The following is a 17,252-nucleotide window of genomic DNA, read 5'->3' as shown; positions in this document are numbered from 1 at the left end:
CGTGGGGGTGAGCTTCTCTCAACCTGGCACACCCGGGTCGTCGACCACTGCCATGCCGTCCAGCCACACGGGCCAGGTTGAGAATGGCCAGTGGATCACCCGGCAGACACCCGACGGAGACACGCATCGTGGCCATCTCGGTCTTTGACCTATTCTCGGTCGGCATCGGCCCGTCCAGCTCGCACACGGTCGGCCCGATGCGGGCCGCCCGGATGTTCGTGCACCGGCTCAAGGATGAGGGCCTGCTGGCGCACACCGTGACCGTGCGTGCGGAGCTGTTCGGGTCGCTCGGCGCGACCGGGCACGGGCACGGCACCCCCAAGGCGGTGCTGCTCGGCCTGGAGGGTGACGCGCCGGACACGGTCGACATCACCACGGCGGACGAGCGGGTGCAGCGCGTGCACGCCACCGGCACGCTGGCGCTGCTCGGCGCGCACGAGATCCGCTTCGACCCGGGCACCGACCTGGTCCTGCACCGGCGGCGGTCGCTGCCGTACCACGCGAACGGCATGACACTGCACGCGTACGACGAGACCGGCGCCACGCTGCTGGAGAAGACGTACTACTCGGTCGGTGGCGGTTTCGTCGTGGACGAGGAGGCGGCCGGCGCCGACCGCGTCAAGCTCGACGACACCGTGTTGCGGCACCCGTTCCGTACCGGCGATGAGCTCTTGCGGTCGACCCGGGACACCGGGTTGTCGATCTCGGCGCTGATGTTGCGCAACGAGACCTCGTGGCGCACCGAGTCGGAGATCCGCAGCGGGCTGCTGGACATCTGGCACGTGATGCGCGACTGCGTGGCAAACGGCACCGCGAACGAAGGGCTGCTGCCCGGCGGGCTGAAGGTGCGCCGCCGCGCCGCGACCACGGCCCGGCAACTGCGCGCGGCCGGCTCGCCGCTGGAGCACGCGATGGAGTGGCTGACCGTCTACGCGATGGCGGTGAACGAGGAGAACGCCGCGGGCGGCCGGGTGGTGACCGCGCCGACGAACGGCGCGGCCGGCATCATCCCGGCGGTGCTGCACTACTACGTGAACTTCGTGCCCGGCGCGGACGACGACGGCGTGGTCCGGTTCCTGCTGGCCGCGGGCGCGATCGGGCTGCTGTTCAAGGAGAACGCCTCGATCTCCGGCGCCGAGGTCGGCTGCCAGGGCGAGGTCGGCTCCGCGTGCGCGATGGCCGCGGGCGGCCTGACCGAGGTGCTCGGCGGCTCGCCGGAGCAGGTGGAGAACGCGGCCGAGATCGGCATGGAGCACAACCTGGGCCTGACCTGCGATCCGGTCGGCGGGCTGGTGCAGATCCCGTGCATCGAGCGCAACGGCATGGCCGCGGTCAAGGCGGTCACCGCGGCGAAGATGGCGATGCGCGGCGACGGCCGGCACCACGTCTCCCTCGACAAGGTCATCAAGACCATGAAGGAGACCGGCGCGGACATGAAGGTCAAGTACAAGGAGACCGCGCGCGGCGGCCTCGCCGTCAACGTCATCGAGTGCTAGCTTTCGCGCGTGGCTGACTCGACGAAGGTCTGCGTGGTCGGTGCCGGTGCCGTCGGCGGCGTGCTCGGCGGCCGGCTCGCCGCGGCCGGGGTCCCGGTCTCCGCGCTCGCCCGCGGCGCCACGCGCGACGCGCTGCGCACCCACGGCTGGCGCGTCGACGCCTCGTCGTCACCGGTCGCCGCGGTCAGTGACGACGCGGCCGACCTCGGCCCGCAGGACGTGGTGATCATCGCGGTCAAGTCGCACCACCTGCCCGCGCTCGCCCCGTCGCTGACCCCGCTGATCACGCCGTCGACCGTCGTGGTCCCGGCGCTCAACGGCGTGCCGTGGTGGTTCTTCCACGACTTCGGCGGCGCGCTCGAGGGCACCGTCCTCGACGCCACCGACCCGGACCGCACCGTCACCGCCGCGCTCCCGCCGTCCCAGGTGCTGGGCTGCGTGGTCCACCTGGCGGCGGACCAGGCCGAGCCCGGCCACGCGCTGCTCACCGCGGGCGACGAGCTGATCATCGGCGAGCCGTCCGGCGCACTCTCGGACCGCGCCGGGCAGACCGCCGCACTGCTGCGCACCGGCGGCTTCCGGGTCACCGTGAGCGACGCGATCCAGCGTGACGTCTGGTTCAAGCTCTGGGGCAACATGACCATGAACCCGATCTCCGCGCTCACCGGTGCCACCGCCGACCTGGTCCTCGACGACCCGCTGGTCAACGCGTTCATCCAGCGCGTGATGACCGAGGCGGCCGCGCTCGGCGCCCTCATCGGCGCCCCGATCGCGCAGAGCGCCGAGGACCGCATCGCCGTCACCCGCCGCCTCGGCGCCTTCAAGACCTCCATGCTCCAGGACGCCGAATCCGGCCGTCCGATCGAGCTCGACGCCCTGGTCACCGCCGTCAGCGAAATCGGCGCCCGCCTCGCCATCCCCACCCCGAACATCGACGCGCTCCTCGGCCTCACCCGCCTGGCCGCACGCCGGCGGGGCCTGTATTCAGGGGCATAGACGGTGCGGCCACGACAACCGCGTCGCCACGGAAGCCCTCGCCACGGAAGACCTCGCCGCGGGCGCTTCGGCGACGCGATGCCGGCTGGCCGCGTCGAACGAGCCGGTTCCGGCGTGCTCGCAGCGGCTCAGCGGTCGCCGGCCAGTCGGTATCCAGGGTGAATAGTCCTCCTTCTGGCTGCATGAGGGCCATCAATAAGCCTCACTGAGAGCTATTCAGCGCTACCCACCGACTCCGTCGGTCCGCGACAACGTGGCGTCGGCCCACCGCGCCGAATAGGCCTCACTGGCATTCATTCCGCTGGGCGGCCGCGGCCGCCAACGATCTCGTCCTCAGGTGGCCGGCAAGCCGTTGCTCCGGATGCCCGGCTGCGCCCCGCCATCCTGCCGACGGACGGTGGCGCGCGGCCACATCCGGCATTGGTTCGGTAAAAGCATATTTCCGAATTCCTGACCAAGGAACAGCCGATCGGCGTAAGGCGCCGCGGTTCGAATCGATCGACACAGCGCCGACGCCACGTAAGGCGTACGCGAGATGATAACCACTCGGTTCCGTCCCGAGCGTCGATGGTGTCCCGCACACCTGGCGGCTCCGGCACGTCCTCCGGGTCGCACGCGCTCAGCGCATGCGGCTTGCCCGGTGCGTCGCGGCCATCCGGTCCGTCCGGCCTGTGAGGTGCGTTAGAAGAGTCTGGCACGTCGCGGGCGCTCCGCAGGCCCGGCGTGCCCGGAACGTCGGGAACCCTTCGCTCGCCCGGCTTTCCCGGAACGTCGCGAACCCTTCGCTCGCCCGGCTTTCCCGGAACGTCGCCGGCGCTTCGCACGTCAGGCGCGTCGGGTGCGGCCTGCGCGCTCGGCGGACCCGGCGCAGGCGGCGGGGCAACGTGCGGCGGGACCGCAGGCGGCGGCTGCGGCGGCATGGCGTGCCGAACACCGTCGACAACTGCTGCCGCTTCGGCGTAGGAACAGCCGCGCACCTGGCGCAGACGCTCGATGTGACCGCGGCGCTTTCCCCAGTCACGATGCCGCCGGTGCACCCGACGGAACTCCTCGGCCGCCGCAGAGTAACGGCGAGACGCGCTCCGATCCCGCATCCCGGCCAACTCCATCGTGGTGAAAAACTGCATCTGCCGCACGGAGAAAACATTCCACAAGCCGTGGGTAACTGGGGTCCCGAAACAGCAGTCGATCTCCTCTCAATAATTCGCCATCCGCAACATTGGACCTCCCGCCCAACCGTTCCCATACCGCAGGCGGCGTAATCATGTTCTTTATTATCTGCATGCGGATTAGCACGCGGGTGAGTATTGAGGCTTATTCAGCGCCGCTCTCGTCAGGCCGCCCGGACTGGGCAACGCGGTGCCGGCTCGCCGCGCTGAATAAGCCTCATCACACAATACGTGAATAGAATCGCCCGACGAATCGGTCACGAAAGCGAGCAGGCCGCCTTCGGCCGGCTCAGCCAGGTCTGCAGCGCGATCGCCAGGGCGTCACGCTCCGGCTCGTCGATCACCTGCGAGGGCGGTCCGGTCAGGTAGCGGAAGATCGCCGGGCCCCGGTGGTCGGCGGGGAGGTCGGGCATGCGGGGCACGACGTGGAAGTGGACGTGCCCGAACCCCTCCCGCTCGGCGAACTGCGCCACGTAGGTCCTCGCGCACCCGGTCACCTCCCCCAGCGCCCGGGACAGGCGCACCTGCCAGACACCCAGCGCCGCGGCCTCGGCGTCGGTCAGCGCGGCGACGGTGGTGACGTGGCGGCGGGGCACCAGCACCAGCCAGCCCGGCAGCGAGGAGTTGAAGGCGTGGGCGACCCGCCAGTGCCGGTCCACCGCGATCCGCTCCCGGGGCGGCAGTTCGTCGACGCGGCCGTTGCGTTCACACACGTAGCAGTCCATGGCCGCAAGATATGCGCCCTACACTCCTCCCGTGGCCACGAGCACGCCCGACGGGGCCCGGACCAGCCGGGACGACGTGCTGGCCGTGCTCCGGCTCGCCGATGAGTCCGGTGCGCGACTGTGGATCGACGGCGGCTGGGGCGTCGACGCGCTGCTGGGGACGCAGACCCGCGAGCACGGCGATCTGGACGTGGCGATCGAGTCCCGGCACCTTCCCGCGTTCCTTGCGGCGCTGGAGGCGGCCGGGTTCCACAAGGCCGGTGAGACGGGCGCGACGGCCTGGAACTTCCTGGTCGCGCGACCCGGCGGTCCCGTCGTCGACCTGCACGTCGTCGTCCTGGACGCGGACGGCAACGGCGTGCTCGGCCCGCCCGAGCACGGCAGCGCCTATCCGGCCGGTTCGCTGACCGGCCGCGGCACGATCGGCGACCGCCCGGTGGACTGCATCGCACCCGCGTTCGTCGTCCGCTTCCACGACGCCTACACCGGCGACGCCGTCGACCGCGCCGACGTACACGCGATCTGCACGCGCTACGACCTCCCGATCCCCGGCCAGTACCGCTGATCCCACATCGGATCGTGCGGCGCCGTCGACGGTCACCAGCGTCCGGCGGCCTCCGCAGCCCTGAGCACCACGGCATCCAGTGCCTCCCCTGGCCCGACCGGATCGCCGTAGACCTCGAGGCGGTAGCGGCCCGGCCCGGCCGGGTGGAAGATCAGGCCGTAGCGAACCGGCGCGCCGATCCGGTCCCGGTGATGGTGGAGATACAGGTTGCCGTGGCCGACCCACGGCAACAGCGTGCGCAGCACCGGGTTCGTGTGGACCGCGGCGACGACCCGCCCCGGATGCTCCGCGCCGTGCGCGGTCATTATGTGCCGGAGTTCGCCGGCCGCGGTCTCATGATCCTTCGGGACGGGGTATCCGAACCCGTCGGTCGGCAGGTCCGCCTGCGTCGGCAGCATCGTGCCGAGGATGTCCGCTCCATCCCCGGTCCGCCCGGCCGCGACCAGACAGGCACCTTCCCAGGTCTGCACGTCGTAGCCGGGTCCGCAGCCGCTCCGGACGGTGATGTGACGGCGCACGTAGAGCTGCATCGCATCCACCGGCCCGTAGCGATCGGCCCCTGCGACGAGGCGCAGGCGGGTCCCAGAGGCGACGGCGGCCCGGTTCAGCTCATCGACCAGCGGCACTCGCTCACGGTAGCCGCCTGCGGCCACCGGACGCCGCTGCCGAGTTCGCCGGCGGCAGCCGGCGCAAGGGCCGGATGGGGTACGGTTGGCGACAGAGCCTCCGGATCACTCGAACGGGTGACCGGAATTGCTCAAGATTGATTTACCGTCGAGGTGCCCCCACGATGGTGGCCGTGCGCCCCGCCCGAATCATGATCGTGGTTGCCGCCGTGCTGTTCACCGGCGCGTGCGGGCAGCCGGTCGCCTCCGTCGCCCCGCCCGCCGACCAGCTCAGCGGTGAGGACCTCTTCATCTCGTGCGCGGAGGTCTTCGTGCCGGGGAAGACCATCGACGAGAAGAAGGCCACGGTCGCCTGCCACGACGTCGACGGCAGGGCGCGCACCCCGCAGTACATCCGGTGCACGGACGGGCGGCACCTGTGGCGGATCGGCCCGGAGCTGAGCGAGGCCCCCGGCTGGGGCTTCACCGGCCTCAAGTTCACCGCCTCCGACGACCTGGAGAACGACCCGGCGGTCGCGGCCGCCCTGGTCGAGTGCCGCCGCTGACGCGAAACCAGCGCACGACGTCAGCGCACGACGTCAGCGCACGAACGTGAAGTAGCGGCCCGCGGTGAGCGCGCGCGGCGTGACAGTCAGCCGGTGCACACCGACGGAGAAGGTCGCCTCCGGTGGCGCCTCGAACGCGAGCTCCTCGAACCCCTCCTCGGCCAGCCATCCGCGTACCGCCGGGGTCAGGTCCGGGGGCTGGCGGGTCCGGGTCCAGATCACGGTGCCGCGGGCGGCGCACAGCGACGGGAACGCGGTCACACAGGCGCGGGCGTCGGCGTCGGTGACGTTGCCGAGGACGCCGGCGAAGAGCAGCAGGTCGGCCGGGATCGCGCCGGCGTAGTTGGCCAGGTCGCCGGCGTCGGCGCGGAGCACCTCGACGCCGGTCAGCCCGGCCCGGGCTATGTGCGCCTCGGCCACGGCCACGTTCCGCTCGTCGAACTCGATCAGCCGGGCGCGGACCCGCCGGGCGTCGTCCCGGCGCTCCAGCACGCCGAGCAGGTCGCGGCCCTGGCCGGCGCAGACGCTCACGCAGGTGAGCAGCTCGCCGGGGCGGCTGTCCAGCCAGTCGATGATGTGCCGCTGCACCACGGCGAGCCGGGCCGCGAGCGGCGAGCCGGGCTCGTCGTACGGCCGGTGCCATTCGTACCAGTCCTCATTCGCGCCCATGGATCTCACCATGGCGAATGAGTGACCCAAGGTCAATGAGCCGTTCTCCACCCGGCCGGGTAGCCGGGCGTCCTGGCGTCGCGCGACGGTCCGGGTGCGCCAGGTGGAAGCGTCAGGCGTGTGCCTCGAGGCGCTTGAACTCGTCCTCTGTCACGGTTACGACACCGCCGCGGCGGGCGCCCGCGGGCATGCCGTCCGGGCTGGCCGGCTGCCAGGCGCCGGTGCCGATCACGCGGGTGACGTACGGCCGCAGGCCGCTGCCGGTGTCGGCCAGCAGGTACCAGGTGCGGCCGCCGAGCCCGGCGAAGACCACCGCGGCCTCGCCGTCGCCGATGCCGCGCGCGACCTCGGTGAAGGTGTCGCCGTCGCGCCGTCCCTGCACGAGCGTGCCGCCGTCGGTGTGGAAGCAGTGCTCCGCGCCGTTCGCGTGCAGCAGCGCCACGTCCTCGCCGGCCCGGTCGAGCAACGGCGCCGGTGCGGTGGCGGTGACGAAGTCGGTGGTGTGCGCGCTGTGTGCCCGGCCGCCCGCGGTGAATATCACGCGGTGCCGGTCGCCGTCCGGGTACGCCTTCGGCGCGCGCACGCCGGCCACGCCGACCGGCAGCGTCGCCGGGCCGGACCAGGTCTCCAGGTCGCCCGTGGTCCAGACCAGGATGCCGTCGTCGCCGGCGGCCAGGCAGCGGATCGTGCCGCCGGGCTCGCGGACCAGGAACGGGCCGGACGCGCCGCGGAGCACTCCCGCGCTCTCCCGCAGCACCCGCCAGCGCAGCGCGTCGGCGCCCTCGGAGAGGGCGAACCGGATGCCACCGGTGTCGGCGCCACTGAAGGCGAGGAGAAGTCCGAACGGCTCTGTCACCGCCCGATCATAACGACCGTCGAACCAAGTTGATCAAGACCTGTCGGGGGTACGACGGATGATCCGGATAACGGCCTGCATGCTCGACAATCCGGTGTGGCGTCGCTCGTCCACGGCCGGCACGCACACCTCGGCCGCCGCTCCGGCACCGCCGTCCGCTTCCTCCCGGAGGTCGGCCCGTTCCACGGTCTCGCCGACCCCGGTGACCCGTCCGCCCGGTCCGGGCGGTCGCGGCCGGCACCGTGGCGCGCGGCGAGCCGCCGTTCCCGCACGCGGCCGAGACCGACACCGGCGCGATCCGGCTGTACGAGGCGATGGGCTTCACGGTCCGCAGCCGCCCGGACCGCATCGGCCTCCGAACTCCGGCCGGGCAGGGCGTGGTTGGTGGACCTTCGCGGCAGGCCGGCGAAGATCCGCCGAACACGCCCTTGGCCCCTCAGCCGCGCTTCATCAGGCGCCCCACGGCCGCCATCATCTCGGTCGCCATCTCGTCACCGCGGCCCTCGGCCGCGCCCTCGTGCATGCAGTGACGGGCGTGTCCGTCCAGCAGGCCCAGCGCCACCTTGTCCAGCGCCGCCTGGATCGCCGATATCTGGGTGAGCACGTCGATGCAGTAGCGGTCCTCGTCGACCATGCGCTCGATGCCGCGCACCTGCCCCTCGATGCGGCGCAGACGTGCCTGCAGATCGCCCTTGCTAGCCGTGTAGCCCCTGGTCGGCGCGGTTTTGCTCATGGCACGGATGATACAACCCCCCGGGGGTATGTGGCGCGCGCAACGGAACATGCGGCCGTCCGTCCTTGGTACCCCCCTGGGGTATGTGTATCGTCGGGGCCGGAGAAAACGAAGGACACGACGGCGGAGGGACCCACGGTGAACACACCCACACGGCTCGGCGCGTTCGGGCTGGGCCTGGTCGCGGTGTTCGGCGCCGCGCTCGGCCTCGGCCGCACGATCGGCCCGGACGCCGGCCCGCCCCGGCCCGCCGCGCACGCCGGTGATCATGAGGCCGCCGACGAGCACGGCACGGCCGCTGACGACCACACCCCGGGCGGCCTGCAGATCGCGCAGGACGGCTACCGGCTGGCGCCGCTCACCGACACGCTCAGCACCGGCGCTCCGCAGCCGTTCCGGTTCCGGATCATCGGGCCGGACGCCGCGACCGTCACCGCGTTCACGCCCACCCACGAGCGCGACCTGCACCTGGTCGTGGTCCGCCGCGACCTGACCGGCTACCGGCACCTGCATCCGGCGCGCGCGGCCGACGGCACCTGGGAGGTCCCGCTGTCCGTGCCGGCGCCCGGCGACTACCGGGTCTTCGCCGACTTCCACCCGGCCGGCCGCGACGAACCGCTGACGCTCGGCGCGGACGTGCCGGCCGCCGGCGACTACCGCCCGCAGCCGCTGCCCGACCCCGGGTTCGCGGACACCGTGGACGGCTACACGGTCACGATCGACGGCGAGATCGTGGCGGGCGAGGCGTCCACGCTCACCGCGACCGTCAGCAGGGACGGCGCGCCGGTCACCGACCTGGAGCGCTACCTGGGCGCCGACGGGCACCTGGTCGCGCTGCGCGACGGTGACCTCGCCTACCTGCACGTCCATCCGGACGCCGACGGGCTGCGGTTCACCGTCGAGGTCCCCTCCCCCGGCACGTACCGGCTGTTCCTGGATTTTCAGCACCGGGGCACGGTGCGGACCGCGGAGTTCACGATGACCACCGAGCACGGGGAGCCGGGGCACACCCATGGCTGAGACGCAGCGGATCGAGCTCGCGATCGGTGGCATGACCTGCGCCGCCTGCGCGAACCGGATCGAGAGGAAGCTCAACCGGATGGACGGCGTGACCGCGACCGTCAACTACGCCACCGAGAAGGCGACCGCCACGGTCGACGGAGGCATCAGCGCGGACGACCTGATCGCCACGGTGGAGAAGACCGGCTACACGGCGACCCGGCACGCCGAACCCGGCAGGACCGAGACCACCGACCCCCTGAGGACCCGGCTGATCGTGTCGGCCGCGCTGTCCGTACCCGTGATTCTCCTGGCCATGGTTCCGGTCTGGCAGTTCACCTACTGGCAGTGGGCGTCGCTGGTGCTGGCCGCGCCGGTCGTGGTCTACGGCGGTGCGCCCTTCCACCGGGCCGCCGCGATCAACCTCCGGCACGGCGCCGCCACCATGGACACGCTGGTCTCGCTGGGCACGATCGCGGCGTTCGGCTGGTCGCTGTGGGCGCTGTTCCTCGGCACCGCGGGCGAGCCCGGCATGACGCACCCGTTCCGGCTGGACATCGGCCCGTCCGACGGCGCCGGCAACATCTACCTGGAGGCGGCCGCGGGCGTCACCACGTTCCTGCTGGCAGGGCGGTACTTCGAGTCCCGGTCGAAGAAGCTGGCCGGGGCGGCGCTGCGCGCGCTGATGGACCTGGGCGCGAAGGACGTGGCCGTGCTGCGCGACGGCGCGGAGGTGCGGATCCCCGTCAAGGACCTCACGATCAACACCCTTTTCGTGGTACGACCGGGCGAGAAGATCGCCACGGACGGCATCGTCGAGGAGGGCACGTCCGCGGTGGACGCCAGCATGCTGACCGGTGAGTCCGTGCCGGTCGAGGTGCGGCCCGGCGACGCGGTGACCGGCGCGACCGTCAACGCGGGCGGCCGGCTGGTGGTGCGCGCCACCCGGGTCGGCGCGGACACTCGCCTGGCGCAGATGGCCCGGCTGGTCGAGGAGGCGCAGGCCGGCAAGGCCGGCGTGCAGCGGCTCGCGGACCGGATCTCCGGCGTGTTCGTGCCCGTGGTGATCGCGCTCGCGGCCGGCACGCTCGGCTGGTGGGTGGGGACCGGCGCGGGCTGGAACGCCGCGTTCACCGCCGCGGTCGCCGTGCTGATCATCGCGTGCCCGTGCGCGCTCGGCCTGGCCACGCCGACCGCGCTGCTGGTCGGCACCGGTCGCGGCGCCCAGCTCGGCATCCTGATCAAGGGCGCGGAGGTGCTGGAACGGACGCGCCGGGTGGACACGATCGTGCTGGACAAGACCGGCACGGTCACCGAGGGCCGGATGACGCTGGCCGCGACCGTACCCGCGCATGGTCAGGATGTTGAGGAGCTGCGGCGGCTCGCGGCAGCGGTCGAGTCCGCGTCCGAGCACCCGATCGCGGCCGCCATCGCCGCCGGCAACGCCGATCTGCCACCCGTGACCAACTTCAAGAATCTTGAGGGCCTGGGGGTACGCGGTGAGGTCGACGGCCGGGAGATCCTCATCGGCCGGCCCGGCCTGCTCCGGGAGCGCGGCTACGACGTACCCGCGGACGTGCTCGAAGCCTGTGACACCGAGGAATCGCGGGGCCGCACCGCGGTCGTGGCCGGCTGGGACGGCGCCGCCCGCGGCGTGTTCGCGGTCGCCGACCGGATCAGGCCGACCAGCGCGGACGCGATCGCCCGGCTCAAGCGGCTCGGCCTGCACCCGGTGCTGCTGACCGGCGACAACGAGACGGTCGCGCGCGCGGTCGCGACAGAGGCCGGGATCGACGAGGTCGTCGCGGGCGTGCTGCCGGCCGGCAAGGTCGACGCGGTCAAGGAGCTGCAGGCGCGCGGCCGGGTGGTGGCGATGGCCGGCGACGGCGTCAACGACGCGGCCGCGCTCGCCCAGGCCGACCTCGGGCTGGCCATGGGCACCGGCACCGACGCGGCGATCGAGGCCGCGGACCTGACGCTGGTCCGCGGCGACCTGACCGCGGCCGCGGACGCCATCCGGCTGTCCCGGCGCACCCTCACGATCATCCGCGGCAACCTGTTCTGGGCCTTCGCCTACAACCTGGCCGGCCTGCCACTGGCCGCCGCCGGCATGCTCAACCCGATGATCGCGGGCGGCGCGATGGCGTTCTCGTCCGTCTTCGTGGTCGCGAACAGCCTCCGCCTCCGACGGTTTTCGTAGGAGTTTCGGCAGCTCACGGCGCTTATGTGAACACGGTGTTCGCGTTCTACGTGTGGTTTCATCTATTGCCATGCCCATTCTCGTCACCGGCGCGACCGGCACGGTCGGCGGCGCGCTCGTCCGGCACCTCGTCCACGACGGCCACGAGGTGCGCGCGCTGACCCGGGACCCGTCCTCGCCCGCGGCCCGCGCGCTGCCGCCGTCCGTCGAGGTCGTCGACGGCGACTTCGACGACCCGCCGTCCCTGGTCCCCGCGCTGCGGGGCGTGACACGGATGCACCTGGTCGCGATGGGCGGCGTGCTCGGCCCGGCCGGCGCGGAGGTGATCGCGCTGGCCGAGGAGGCCGGTGTGCGCCGCCTGGTCCACCTCGGGCACGACGACTTCAGCCGCGACGACGACGATCCGCTGGAGACGTCGCACCGGTCGCTGCGGCGGGTGATCGAGGGCTCGACGCTTGAATGGACGCACCTGTTCCCCGGCGAGTTCGCGGCCAACACCTGGGAGTGGGCCGCGTCGATCCGCTCGTCCGGCGTGGTCCGGGCGCCGTTCCCGGACTGGAACTCGTCGCTGGTCCACGAGGCCGACGTGGCCGCGGTGGCGGCCGCGGCGCTGCTCGGCGACGGCCACGCCGGCCGCGTCTACATGCCCACCGGGCCGGTGGCGATCCGCCGCACCGACGCGGTGCGCGCGATCGGCGCCGCGATCGGCCGGGAGATCGCGTTCGTGCCGCTCACCCCGGACGAGGCCCGCGCCGAATGGGCCCCCACCCTCCCGCCGATCGTGATCGACTGGTTCCTGGAGATGGGCCGCGACCCGGACAACAACGCCTGGGTCTCCCCCGACGTGGAAACCGTCACCGGCCACCCCGGCCGCCCGTTCCCCACCTGGGCCCACGACCACGCCGCCGACTTCCGCCTCCGGTGAGGACTCTCCCCATGACCTCCGTGCACGACGCCGCCGGCGGCCACGACGGCCTCCCCATCCCACTGGTCCTGGAACCGCCTCCGCAATGGTGACAGGGAACGGTGGCGTTCCCTGTCACATAGACTGCGCGTCGTATGGGTGAGGCACGACGCACCCACGGAGGAGAACGAACCATGCGCTACCTGATGACGAGCGTCTCGACCGAGACCACGCCCGCGCCGGACGAGAAGCTGTACGCGGCGATGGCCGCGTTCGTGGAGGAGCTCACCGCGACGGGGCAGCTGCTGGCGACCGGTGGGCTCGCGCCGGCCGGGATCACGATGACCTCGCGGGACGGGGAGATCACCACGGTGGACGGGCCGTTCGCCGAGGCGAAGGAGGTCGCGGCCGGGTTCGCGCTGGTCGAGGTGGCGACCGAGGCGGAGGCGATCGAGCTGACCCGGCGGTTCCGGCTGCTGGTCGGTGACGGGATCAGCGTGGTCCAGCAGGTGTTCGGCTGAGCGGTGGAGGCCTGGCGGTGGAGACCGTCGAAGCGGTCTGGCGCCTCGAATCGGCCCGCATCGTCGCCGCGCTCACCCGCGTGGTGCACGATGTGGGCCTGGCCGAGGAGCTTGCCCAGGACGCGCTGGTCACCGCGCTGGAGCGGTGGCCGGCCGACGGCGTGCCGGACAATCCGGGCGCCTGGCTGATGACGGTCGCGAAACGCCGGGCCCTCGACCATCTCCGGCGCACGCACGCGGAGGACCGCGCCTACGCGAACAGCACGCGCCTGACGAGCGACACCGCCGGAGCGTTCCCGACGAGCGACACCGCCGGCACGCTCCCGACGAGCGACACCGCCGGCACGCTCCCGACGGGCGGCTCCGCGGCGGACGAGCGCGATGACGTACTCCGGCTGATGTTCGTGACCTGTCACCCGGTGCTGCCGGCGGCGGCCCGGGTCGCGCTCACGCTCAAGCTGGTCGGCGGGCTCGGCACCGGCGAGATCGCGCGCGGCTACCTGGTCACCGAGCAGACGATCGCGCGGCGCATCTCGTCCGCGAAGCGCACGCTCGCGGCCGCCGGTGTCGCGTTCGCGCTGCCGGACGGTGCGGAGCTGGCCGAACGGCTGGACGCGGTCCTCGAGGTCGTCTACCTGATCTTCAACGAGGGCTACACCGCCACGGCCGGCGACGACCTGCTCCGCTCCGACCTGTGCCAGCAGGCGCTGCGTCTCGGGCGGCTGCTGGCCGTGCTCGCGCCCGGCGAGGCCGAGGTGCACGGCCTGGTCGCGCTGATGGAGATCCAGGCCTCGCGCGAGGCCGCGCGCACCGCGCCGGACGGCACGCCGATCCCGCTGCGCGAGCAGAACCGCGGGCGCTGGGACCGGCTACTCATCCAGCGCGGCTTCGCGGCCATGCTCCGCGCCCGGGACGCGGGCGGGCCACCCGGGCCGTACCTGTTGCAGGGCGCGATCGCGGCCTGTCACGCGCAGGCCCGGACCGCGGAGGAGACGGACTGGGCGCGGATCGCCTCGCTCTACGCGACCCTGGAGACGCTGCGGCCGACGCCGGTGGTGCGGCTCAACCGCGCGGTCGCGGTCGGTGCGGCGGACGGTCCGGCGGCCGGGCTCGCGCTCGCGGACGCGCTGCTCGACGATCCTCGGCTGCGCGACTACCACCTGCTGCCGGCCGTCCGCGGCGACCTGCTGGCCCGGCTCGGCCGGCACGCGGAGGCGCGCACGGAGCTGCGCCGGGCCGCCGCGCTGACCAGGAACCGGGCCGAGGCCGCCTACCTGCGCGGACGAGCCGACGGCCTGCCGGCCGACGATCAAGACCTGCGCGGGGGTACGGTCGGCGAGCGCGCCGCCGAGTTCCTCGCGCGGCACGACGCGAGCACCCGCCGGTCGTACGCGCAGACGCTCGGCCGCCTCCGCCGCGCACTCGGCGACGACACGCCGATGGCCGAGCTCACCACGGACGCGATCGCGCGCGCCTGCGCCACCGCCTGGGGCACGGCCGCGCCGGCCACCTGGAACCGGCACCGGGCCACGATCCGGTCGTTCGCGGCGTGGGCGGGCGCGCCCGGGCTCGCGGCGGGACTGGAACGGCGCGCGGACACCCGTACCCCGGCGGAGGTCCTGAAACCCGACGCGGTGGCGGCGCTGTGTGCGGACGGTGACCACCCACTGCGCGAACGCGCGCTCTGGCTGCTGCTGCACGAGTCCGGCGCGACCGTCGCCGCGGCGCTCGGGCTCGACGTCCAGGATCTCGACCTCGACGACCGCCGCGCACCCGGAAAGGGCGTGACCTGGCGGTCCGGGACCGCGCGGCTGCTGCCGGAGCTGATCGGCGGGCGCACCCGCGGCCCGCTGTTCCTCGCCGGCCGGCGCCCTGGGCCGGCCCGCACGCCGGCCGACGCGGCGGACCTGTGCCCGGAGACCGGCCGGCGGCGACTGTCCTACGAGCGGGCCGAATACCTGTGCAAACGCGCGACCGGGGCCACGCTGCGCCGGTTCAGCCCCGGGACCGCTGGACGTCGTCGGTGATCGCGATCCCGGCCGCGAACTCGGCGATCGTGGCCGTGTCCCAGCGCAGGTTGCTCCACATCTGGATGGTGAGGTAGGCGCCGTCGCCCTGCTCGACGAACAGCGTGCGGACGCCCTCCTCGCCGGCCCACATCACGGCGTCCTTCCCGCCGACCGTGAGCCGCTCGCCAGGTGTCTCGCCGCCCGGAGCCTCGTACTGGAACGAGATCGCGATCTTGTCGACGAACGTGTTCGGGTCCTGGTCGGGCAGGCCGATCGGGGCGAGGAGCAGCGTGGTCGGGACCGAGCTCTGGATCTCCCAGCCTTCGGGGACGACGTCGATCGTGAACCCTTCGGGCTGCTCCCCGGCGAACGCGACGAGGCGTACCCCGGCGGGATCTTCGGCCTTGCGGGTTTGCTCGGGGCTCTCGAGGGTCGTCGGCGCGCCGGTCGTCGCGGCCCGGGGCCGGTCGTCGCCGGGGCCCTCGACGGTGACGGCCGCGACGCCGAGCGCGCCCACCGCGACCAGGGCCAGCGCGCCGCCCATCAGACCGTGCACCTGCCGTCTCCGGCGCAGCGCCACCCGGCCGCGCGCCACGTCCGCGTCCACCGCGTCCGTGGACGGGTCCCGCTCCGGCCCGGCGATCCGGTCCAGGTACTGCCGCAGATCACTCATCGCGCTCGTCCCCAGGCTTCGCGTTGTCTCTTCAGATGACGGCACCGGTCACCGACCGGTCGAGTGCCGCGCGCAGCCGGTCCAGCCCGCGCGCCGTCTGGCTCTTCACCGTGCCCGTGCTGCAGCCGAGCGCGTCCGCGGTCTCCGCGATGTCCAGCTCGTAGAAGTAACGGAAGACGACGGCGGCCCGCATCCGCGGCGGCAGCTCCCGCAGCGCCCGGCGTACCTCACCGGCCGCCTCCGGCTCGTCACCGGCCGCCGGCGCCTCGACGTCCGGCGTCACCGCGGTGCTCCGCTCCACCCGCCGCCACGGCCGCCGATGCTCGTCGACCAGGCAGTTGACCAGCGCGCGCCGCAGGTAGCCGTCCGGGTTCCGGGCCGCCCGGAACGACGGCCACGCCACGTACAGCCGGGTCAGCGTGGTCTGCACCAGATCCTCGGCCGTGTGCGCGTCCCCACCGGTCAGCAGCGTGGCGGTCCGCACCAGCCCCGCCCGCCGCGCCGACACGAAGTCATGAAACTCCTGGTCGCGCGCGTCGCCTCTCCCGACCTTCATGATCCCCTGACGGAACCACACGGGCTGGGGTTGCATCCCCGAGTGTCGGCTGCACGACACTCCCGGCCGCGATCCACGCGGGGCACGACGCCATGCGGGTGGCGGGAACCGCGCCTACCGCGTTCGGTCGCCGCCGCCCGGCAGCGGGCCGGGCAGCGGCACATCGGATCCGCCGTTCGTCGTCTCTGCAGGCAGTGAGCCGTATGGGGTGGACACTGGCCACGCCGGGAGCGGAAGGGAGGAGCGCCAGCGACGACCGGTGCCCGCGGGAGCACGCCCGGCGCGACCACGCCGGAAGCGGGAAAATCGGTCTTCTGGGCGTTCGCCGGAGGCGGCGGGGTCAGTCCGGGGTGACCAGACCCTGGAGACCGACCACGATGGCGATGATGCCGAAGATCGCCAGGATCAGGCCCACGCCGACGGCGCCCTCGGTGCGGGCGGGCGTGCCGTCGGTGGCCGGGGTGCCGGTGCGGGCGAGCGGGCGGCGGCCGGTGAGGCGGTCCCAGAGGAGGAGGACGCCGACGATGATGCCGACCACCTCGAAGTGGAAGACGCGCGGGCCGGAGGTCAGGTGGACGATGAGGAAGTAGCCGCCGGTGACCAGCGCGACGATGCCGACGATCCAGCCGAACGCGCCCAGGCGGGCGGCGAAGCGGGCGAGGTCGTCGCCGACGCGGGGCAGGCGGCTCAGCAGGGCGATGGCGAGCAGGAAGCCGCCGAGGATGTTGGCGAGATCCAGCAGCAGAGACATGATCATGGGGTTGCCGTCCTCCGCACGGCCGACGACGTGGGTTGAGCGACGTCGATCGAGAGCCTAGCGGCGGTGCGGCCGGTTCGCACTGGGAGCGGTTCCAGTGCAGGTCAGCCGCGTGAGACGAGCCGGTCGAGCATGCCTCCGGCGAAGAGCAGCGCGGGGCAGATCCAGACCTCGGCCGGCAGCGAGGTCATCAGGTCGACGAACCCGGTCGTCCAGATGGAGATCGTGTCGACGATCACGGCGGGATCCATGG

18 protein-coding genes and 1 pseudogene are annotated in these 17,252 nt (G+C 72.8%); 10 read left to right on the top strand and 9 right to left on the bottom strand.

Features of this window, described 5'->3' with window-relative positions:
- Positions 1 to 83 precede the first annotated feature (83 nt).
- Complete coding sequence (locus J2S43_RS14310) at positions 84 to 1,496, top strand: L-serine ammonia-lyase (protein ID WP_306829513.1); 1,413 nt, start codon at positions 84 to 86, stop codon at positions 1,494 to 1,496.
- Positions 1,497 to 1,505: 9 nt separating this feature from the next.
- Entirely contained in the window at positions 1,506 to 2,492 is a 987-nt protein-coding gene (locus tag J2S43_RS14305; protein WP_306829512.1) for a 2-dehydropantoate 2-reductase, read from the top strand.
- A 1,426-nt stretch (positions 2,493 to 3,918) separates the two neighbouring features.
- Here the strand turns inward: J2S43_RS14305 and J2S43_RS14300 are convergent.
- Complete coding sequence (locus J2S43_RS14300; RefSeq protein WP_306829511.1) at positions 3,919 to 4,386, bottom strand: HIT family protein; 468 nt, start codon at positions 4,384 to 4,386, stop codon at positions 3,919 to 3,921.
- Positions 4,387 to 4,417: 31 nt separating this feature from the next.
- Between J2S43_RS14300 and J2S43_RS14295 the strand changes: the two genes are divergently transcribed.
- Entirely contained in the window at positions 4,418 to 4,951 is a 534-nt protein-coding gene (locus J2S43_RS14295; protein ID WP_306829510.1) for a nucleotidyltransferase domain-containing protein, read from the top strand.
- Positions 4,952 to 4,983: 32 nt separating this feature from the next.
- Here J2S43_RS14295 and J2S43_RS14290 read toward each other — a convergent pair whose 3' ends face one another.
- Positions 4,984 to 5,577 carry a hypothetical protein gene (locus J2S43_RS14290; RefSeq protein ID WP_306829509.1) on the bottom strand — a complete coding sequence of 198 codons (594 nt, stop codon included), beginning with the start codon at positions 5,575 to 5,577 and terminating at the stop codon, positions 4,984 to 4,986.
- A 173-nt stretch (positions 5,578 to 5,750) separates the two neighbouring features.
- On the opposite strand from J2S43_RS14290, the gene J2S43_RS14285 reads away from it, so the two are divergent.
- On the top strand, positions 5,751 to 6,122 hold the full coding sequence (locus J2S43_RS14285) for a hypothetical protein (RefSeq protein ID WP_306829508.1): 372 nt from the start codon (positions 5,751 to 5,753) through the stop codon (positions 6,120 to 6,122).
- A gap of 33 nt (positions 6,123 to 6,155) precedes the next feature.
- Here J2S43_RS14285 and J2S43_RS14280 read toward each other — a convergent pair whose 3' ends face one another.
- Positions 6,156 to 6,791, bottom strand: coding sequence for an SAM-dependent methyltransferase (locus J2S43_RS14280; protein WP_306829507.1), 636 nt, complete (start codon positions 6,789 to 6,791; stop codon positions 6,156 to 6,158).
- A 112-nt stretch (positions 6,792 to 6,903) separates the two neighbouring features.
- Complete coding sequence (locus J2S43_RS14275; protein WP_306829506.1) at positions 6,904 to 7,647, bottom strand: glycoside hydrolase family protein; 744 nt, start codon at positions 7,645 to 7,647, stop codon at positions 6,904 to 6,906.
- 230 nt (positions 7,648 to 7,877) lie between these two features.
- On the opposite strand from J2S43_RS14275, the pseudogene J2S43_RS14270 reads away from it, so the two are divergent.
- A pseudogene (locus tag J2S43_RS14270) lies at positions 7,878 to 8,177 on the top strand (GNAT family protein); the annotation flags it as partial.
- Here the strand turns inward: J2S43_RS14270 and J2S43_RS14265 are convergent.
- Positions 8,084 to 8,380 carry a metal-sensitive transcriptional regulator gene (locus J2S43_RS14265; RefSeq protein WP_306829505.1) on the bottom strand — a complete coding sequence of 99 codons (297 nt, stop codon included), beginning with the start codon at positions 8,378 to 8,380 and terminating at the stop codon, positions 8,084 to 8,086. The pseudogene J2S43_RS14270 and the gene J2S43_RS14265 overlap by 94 nt on opposite strands.
- Before the next feature lie 138 nt (positions 8,381 to 8,518).
- On the opposite strand from J2S43_RS14265, the gene J2S43_RS14260 reads away from it, so the two are divergent.
- From J2S43_RS14260 to J2S43_RS14240, 5 genes are all read left to right on the top strand, one after another.
- Positions 8,519 to 9,400, top strand: a complete 882-nt coding sequence (locus J2S43_RS14260; protein WP_306829504.1) for a DUF8832 domain-containing protein — start codon at positions 8,519 to 8,521, stop codon at positions 9,398 to 9,400.
- A complete protein-coding gene (locus J2S43_RS14255) occupies positions 9,393 to 11,579 on the top strand; it encodes a heavy metal translocating P-type ATPase (protein WP_306829503.1) in 2,187 nt (728 codons plus the stop codon). The genes J2S43_RS14260 and J2S43_RS14255 overlap by 8 nt, the downstream gene beginning before the upstream one ends.
- A gap of 70 nt (positions 11,580 to 11,649) precedes the next feature.
- Positions 11,650 to 12,504: an NmrA family NAD(P)-binding protein gene (locus J2S43_RS14250; protein WP_306829502.1), complete on the top strand. Its 855-nt coding sequence runs from the start codon at positions 11,650 to 11,652 to the stop codon at positions 12,502 to 12,504.
- Positions 12,505 to 12,677: 173 nt separating this feature from the next.
- Entirely contained in the window at positions 12,678 to 13,004 is a 327-nt protein-coding gene (locus tag J2S43_RS14245; protein WP_306829501.1) for a YciI family protein, read from the top strand.
- Between the two features lie 17 nt (positions 13,005 to 13,021).
- Complete coding sequence (locus J2S43_RS14240; RefSeq protein ID WP_306829500.1) at positions 13,022 to 15,031, top strand: RNA polymerase sigma factor; 2,010 nt, start codon at positions 13,022 to 13,024, stop codon at positions 15,029 to 15,031.
- Here J2S43_RS14240 and J2S43_RS14235 read toward each other — a convergent pair.
- The 4 genes from J2S43_RS14235 to J2S43_RS14220 all read right to left on the bottom strand — a co-directional run bounded on the left by J2S43_RS14235 (position 15,000) and on the right by J2S43_RS14220 (position 17,250).
- Complete coding sequence (locus J2S43_RS14235) at positions 15,000 to 15,686, bottom strand: hypothetical protein (RefSeq protein ID WP_306829499.1); 687 nt, start codon at positions 15,684 to 15,686, stop codon at positions 15,000 to 15,002. The genes J2S43_RS14240 and J2S43_RS14235 overlap by 32 nt on opposite strands.
- A gap of 31 nt (positions 15,687 to 15,717) precedes the next feature.
- Complete coding sequence (locus J2S43_RS14230; protein WP_306829498.1) at positions 15,718 to 16,242, bottom strand: SigE family RNA polymerase sigma factor; 525 nt, start codon at positions 16,240 to 16,242, stop codon at positions 15,718 to 15,720.
- Between the two features lie 340 nt (positions 16,243 to 16,582).
- On the bottom strand, positions 16,583 to 16,999 hold the full coding sequence (locus J2S43_RS14225) for a hypothetical protein (RefSeq protein WP_306829497.1): 417 nt from the start codon (positions 16,997 to 16,999) through the stop codon (positions 16,583 to 16,585).
- A 104-nt stretch (positions 17,000 to 17,103) separates the two neighbouring features.
- Complete coding sequence (locus tag J2S43_RS14220) at positions 17,104 to 17,250, bottom strand: hypothetical protein (RefSeq protein WP_306829496.1); 147 nt, start codon at positions 17,248 to 17,250, stop codon at positions 17,104 to 17,106.
- Positions 17,251 to 17,252 lie beyond the last annotated feature (2 nt).

It is taken from the genome of Catenuloplanes nepalensis (assembly GCF_030811575.1).
GTDB classification, from domain to species: Bacteria; Actinomycetota; Actinomycetes; order Mycobacteriales; family Micromonosporaceae; genus Catenuloplanes; species Catenuloplanes nepalensis.
Note: the sequence above shows the minus strand (reverse complement) of the source record. Positions and strands in the feature narration are given on the sequence as shown.

Coding starts and splice junctions, on each gene's coding strand:
- J2S43_RS14310 (WP_306829513.1), top strand. CDS start 84: ATGGCCAGTGGATCACCCGGCAGACACCCGACGGAGACACGCATCGTG.
- J2S43_RS14300 (WP_306829511.1), bottom strand. CDS start 4,386: ATGGACTGCTACGTGTGTGAACGCAACGGCCGCGTCGACGAACTGCCG.
- J2S43_RS14230 (WP_306829498.1), bottom strand. CDS start 16,242: ATGAAGGTCGGGAGAGGCGACGCGCGCGACCAGGAGTTTCATGACTTC.
- J2S43_RS14265 (WP_306829505.1), bottom strand. CDS start 8,380: ATGAGCAAAACCGCGCCGACCAGGGGCTACACGGCTAGCAAGGGCGAT.
- J2S43_RS14255 (WP_306829503.1), top strand. CDS start 9,393: ATGGCTGAGACGCAGCGGATCGAGCTCGCGATCGGTGGCATGACCTGC.
- J2S43_RS14235 (WP_306829499.1), bottom strand. CDS start 15,686: ATGAGTGATCTGCGGCAGTACCTGGACCGGATCGCCGGGCCGGAGCGG.
- J2S43_RS14280 (WP_306829507.1), bottom strand. CDS start 6,791: ATGGGCGCGAATGAGGACTGGTACGAATGGCACCGGCCGTACGACGAG.
- J2S43_RS14225 (WP_306829497.1), bottom strand. CDS start 16,999: ATGATCATGTCTCTGCTGCTGGATCTCGCCAACATCCTCGGCGGCTTC.
- J2S43_RS14245 (WP_306829501.1), top strand. CDS start 12,678: ATGCGCTACCTGATGACGAGCGTCTCGACCGAGACCACGCCCGCGCCG.
- J2S43_RS14220 (WP_306829496.1), bottom strand. CDS start 17,250: ATGGATCCCGCCGTGATCGTCGACACGATCTCCATCTGGACGACCGGG.
- J2S43_RS14250 (WP_306829502.1), top strand. CDS start 11,650: ATGCCCATTCTCGTCACCGGCGCGACCGGCACGGTCGGCGGCGCGCTC.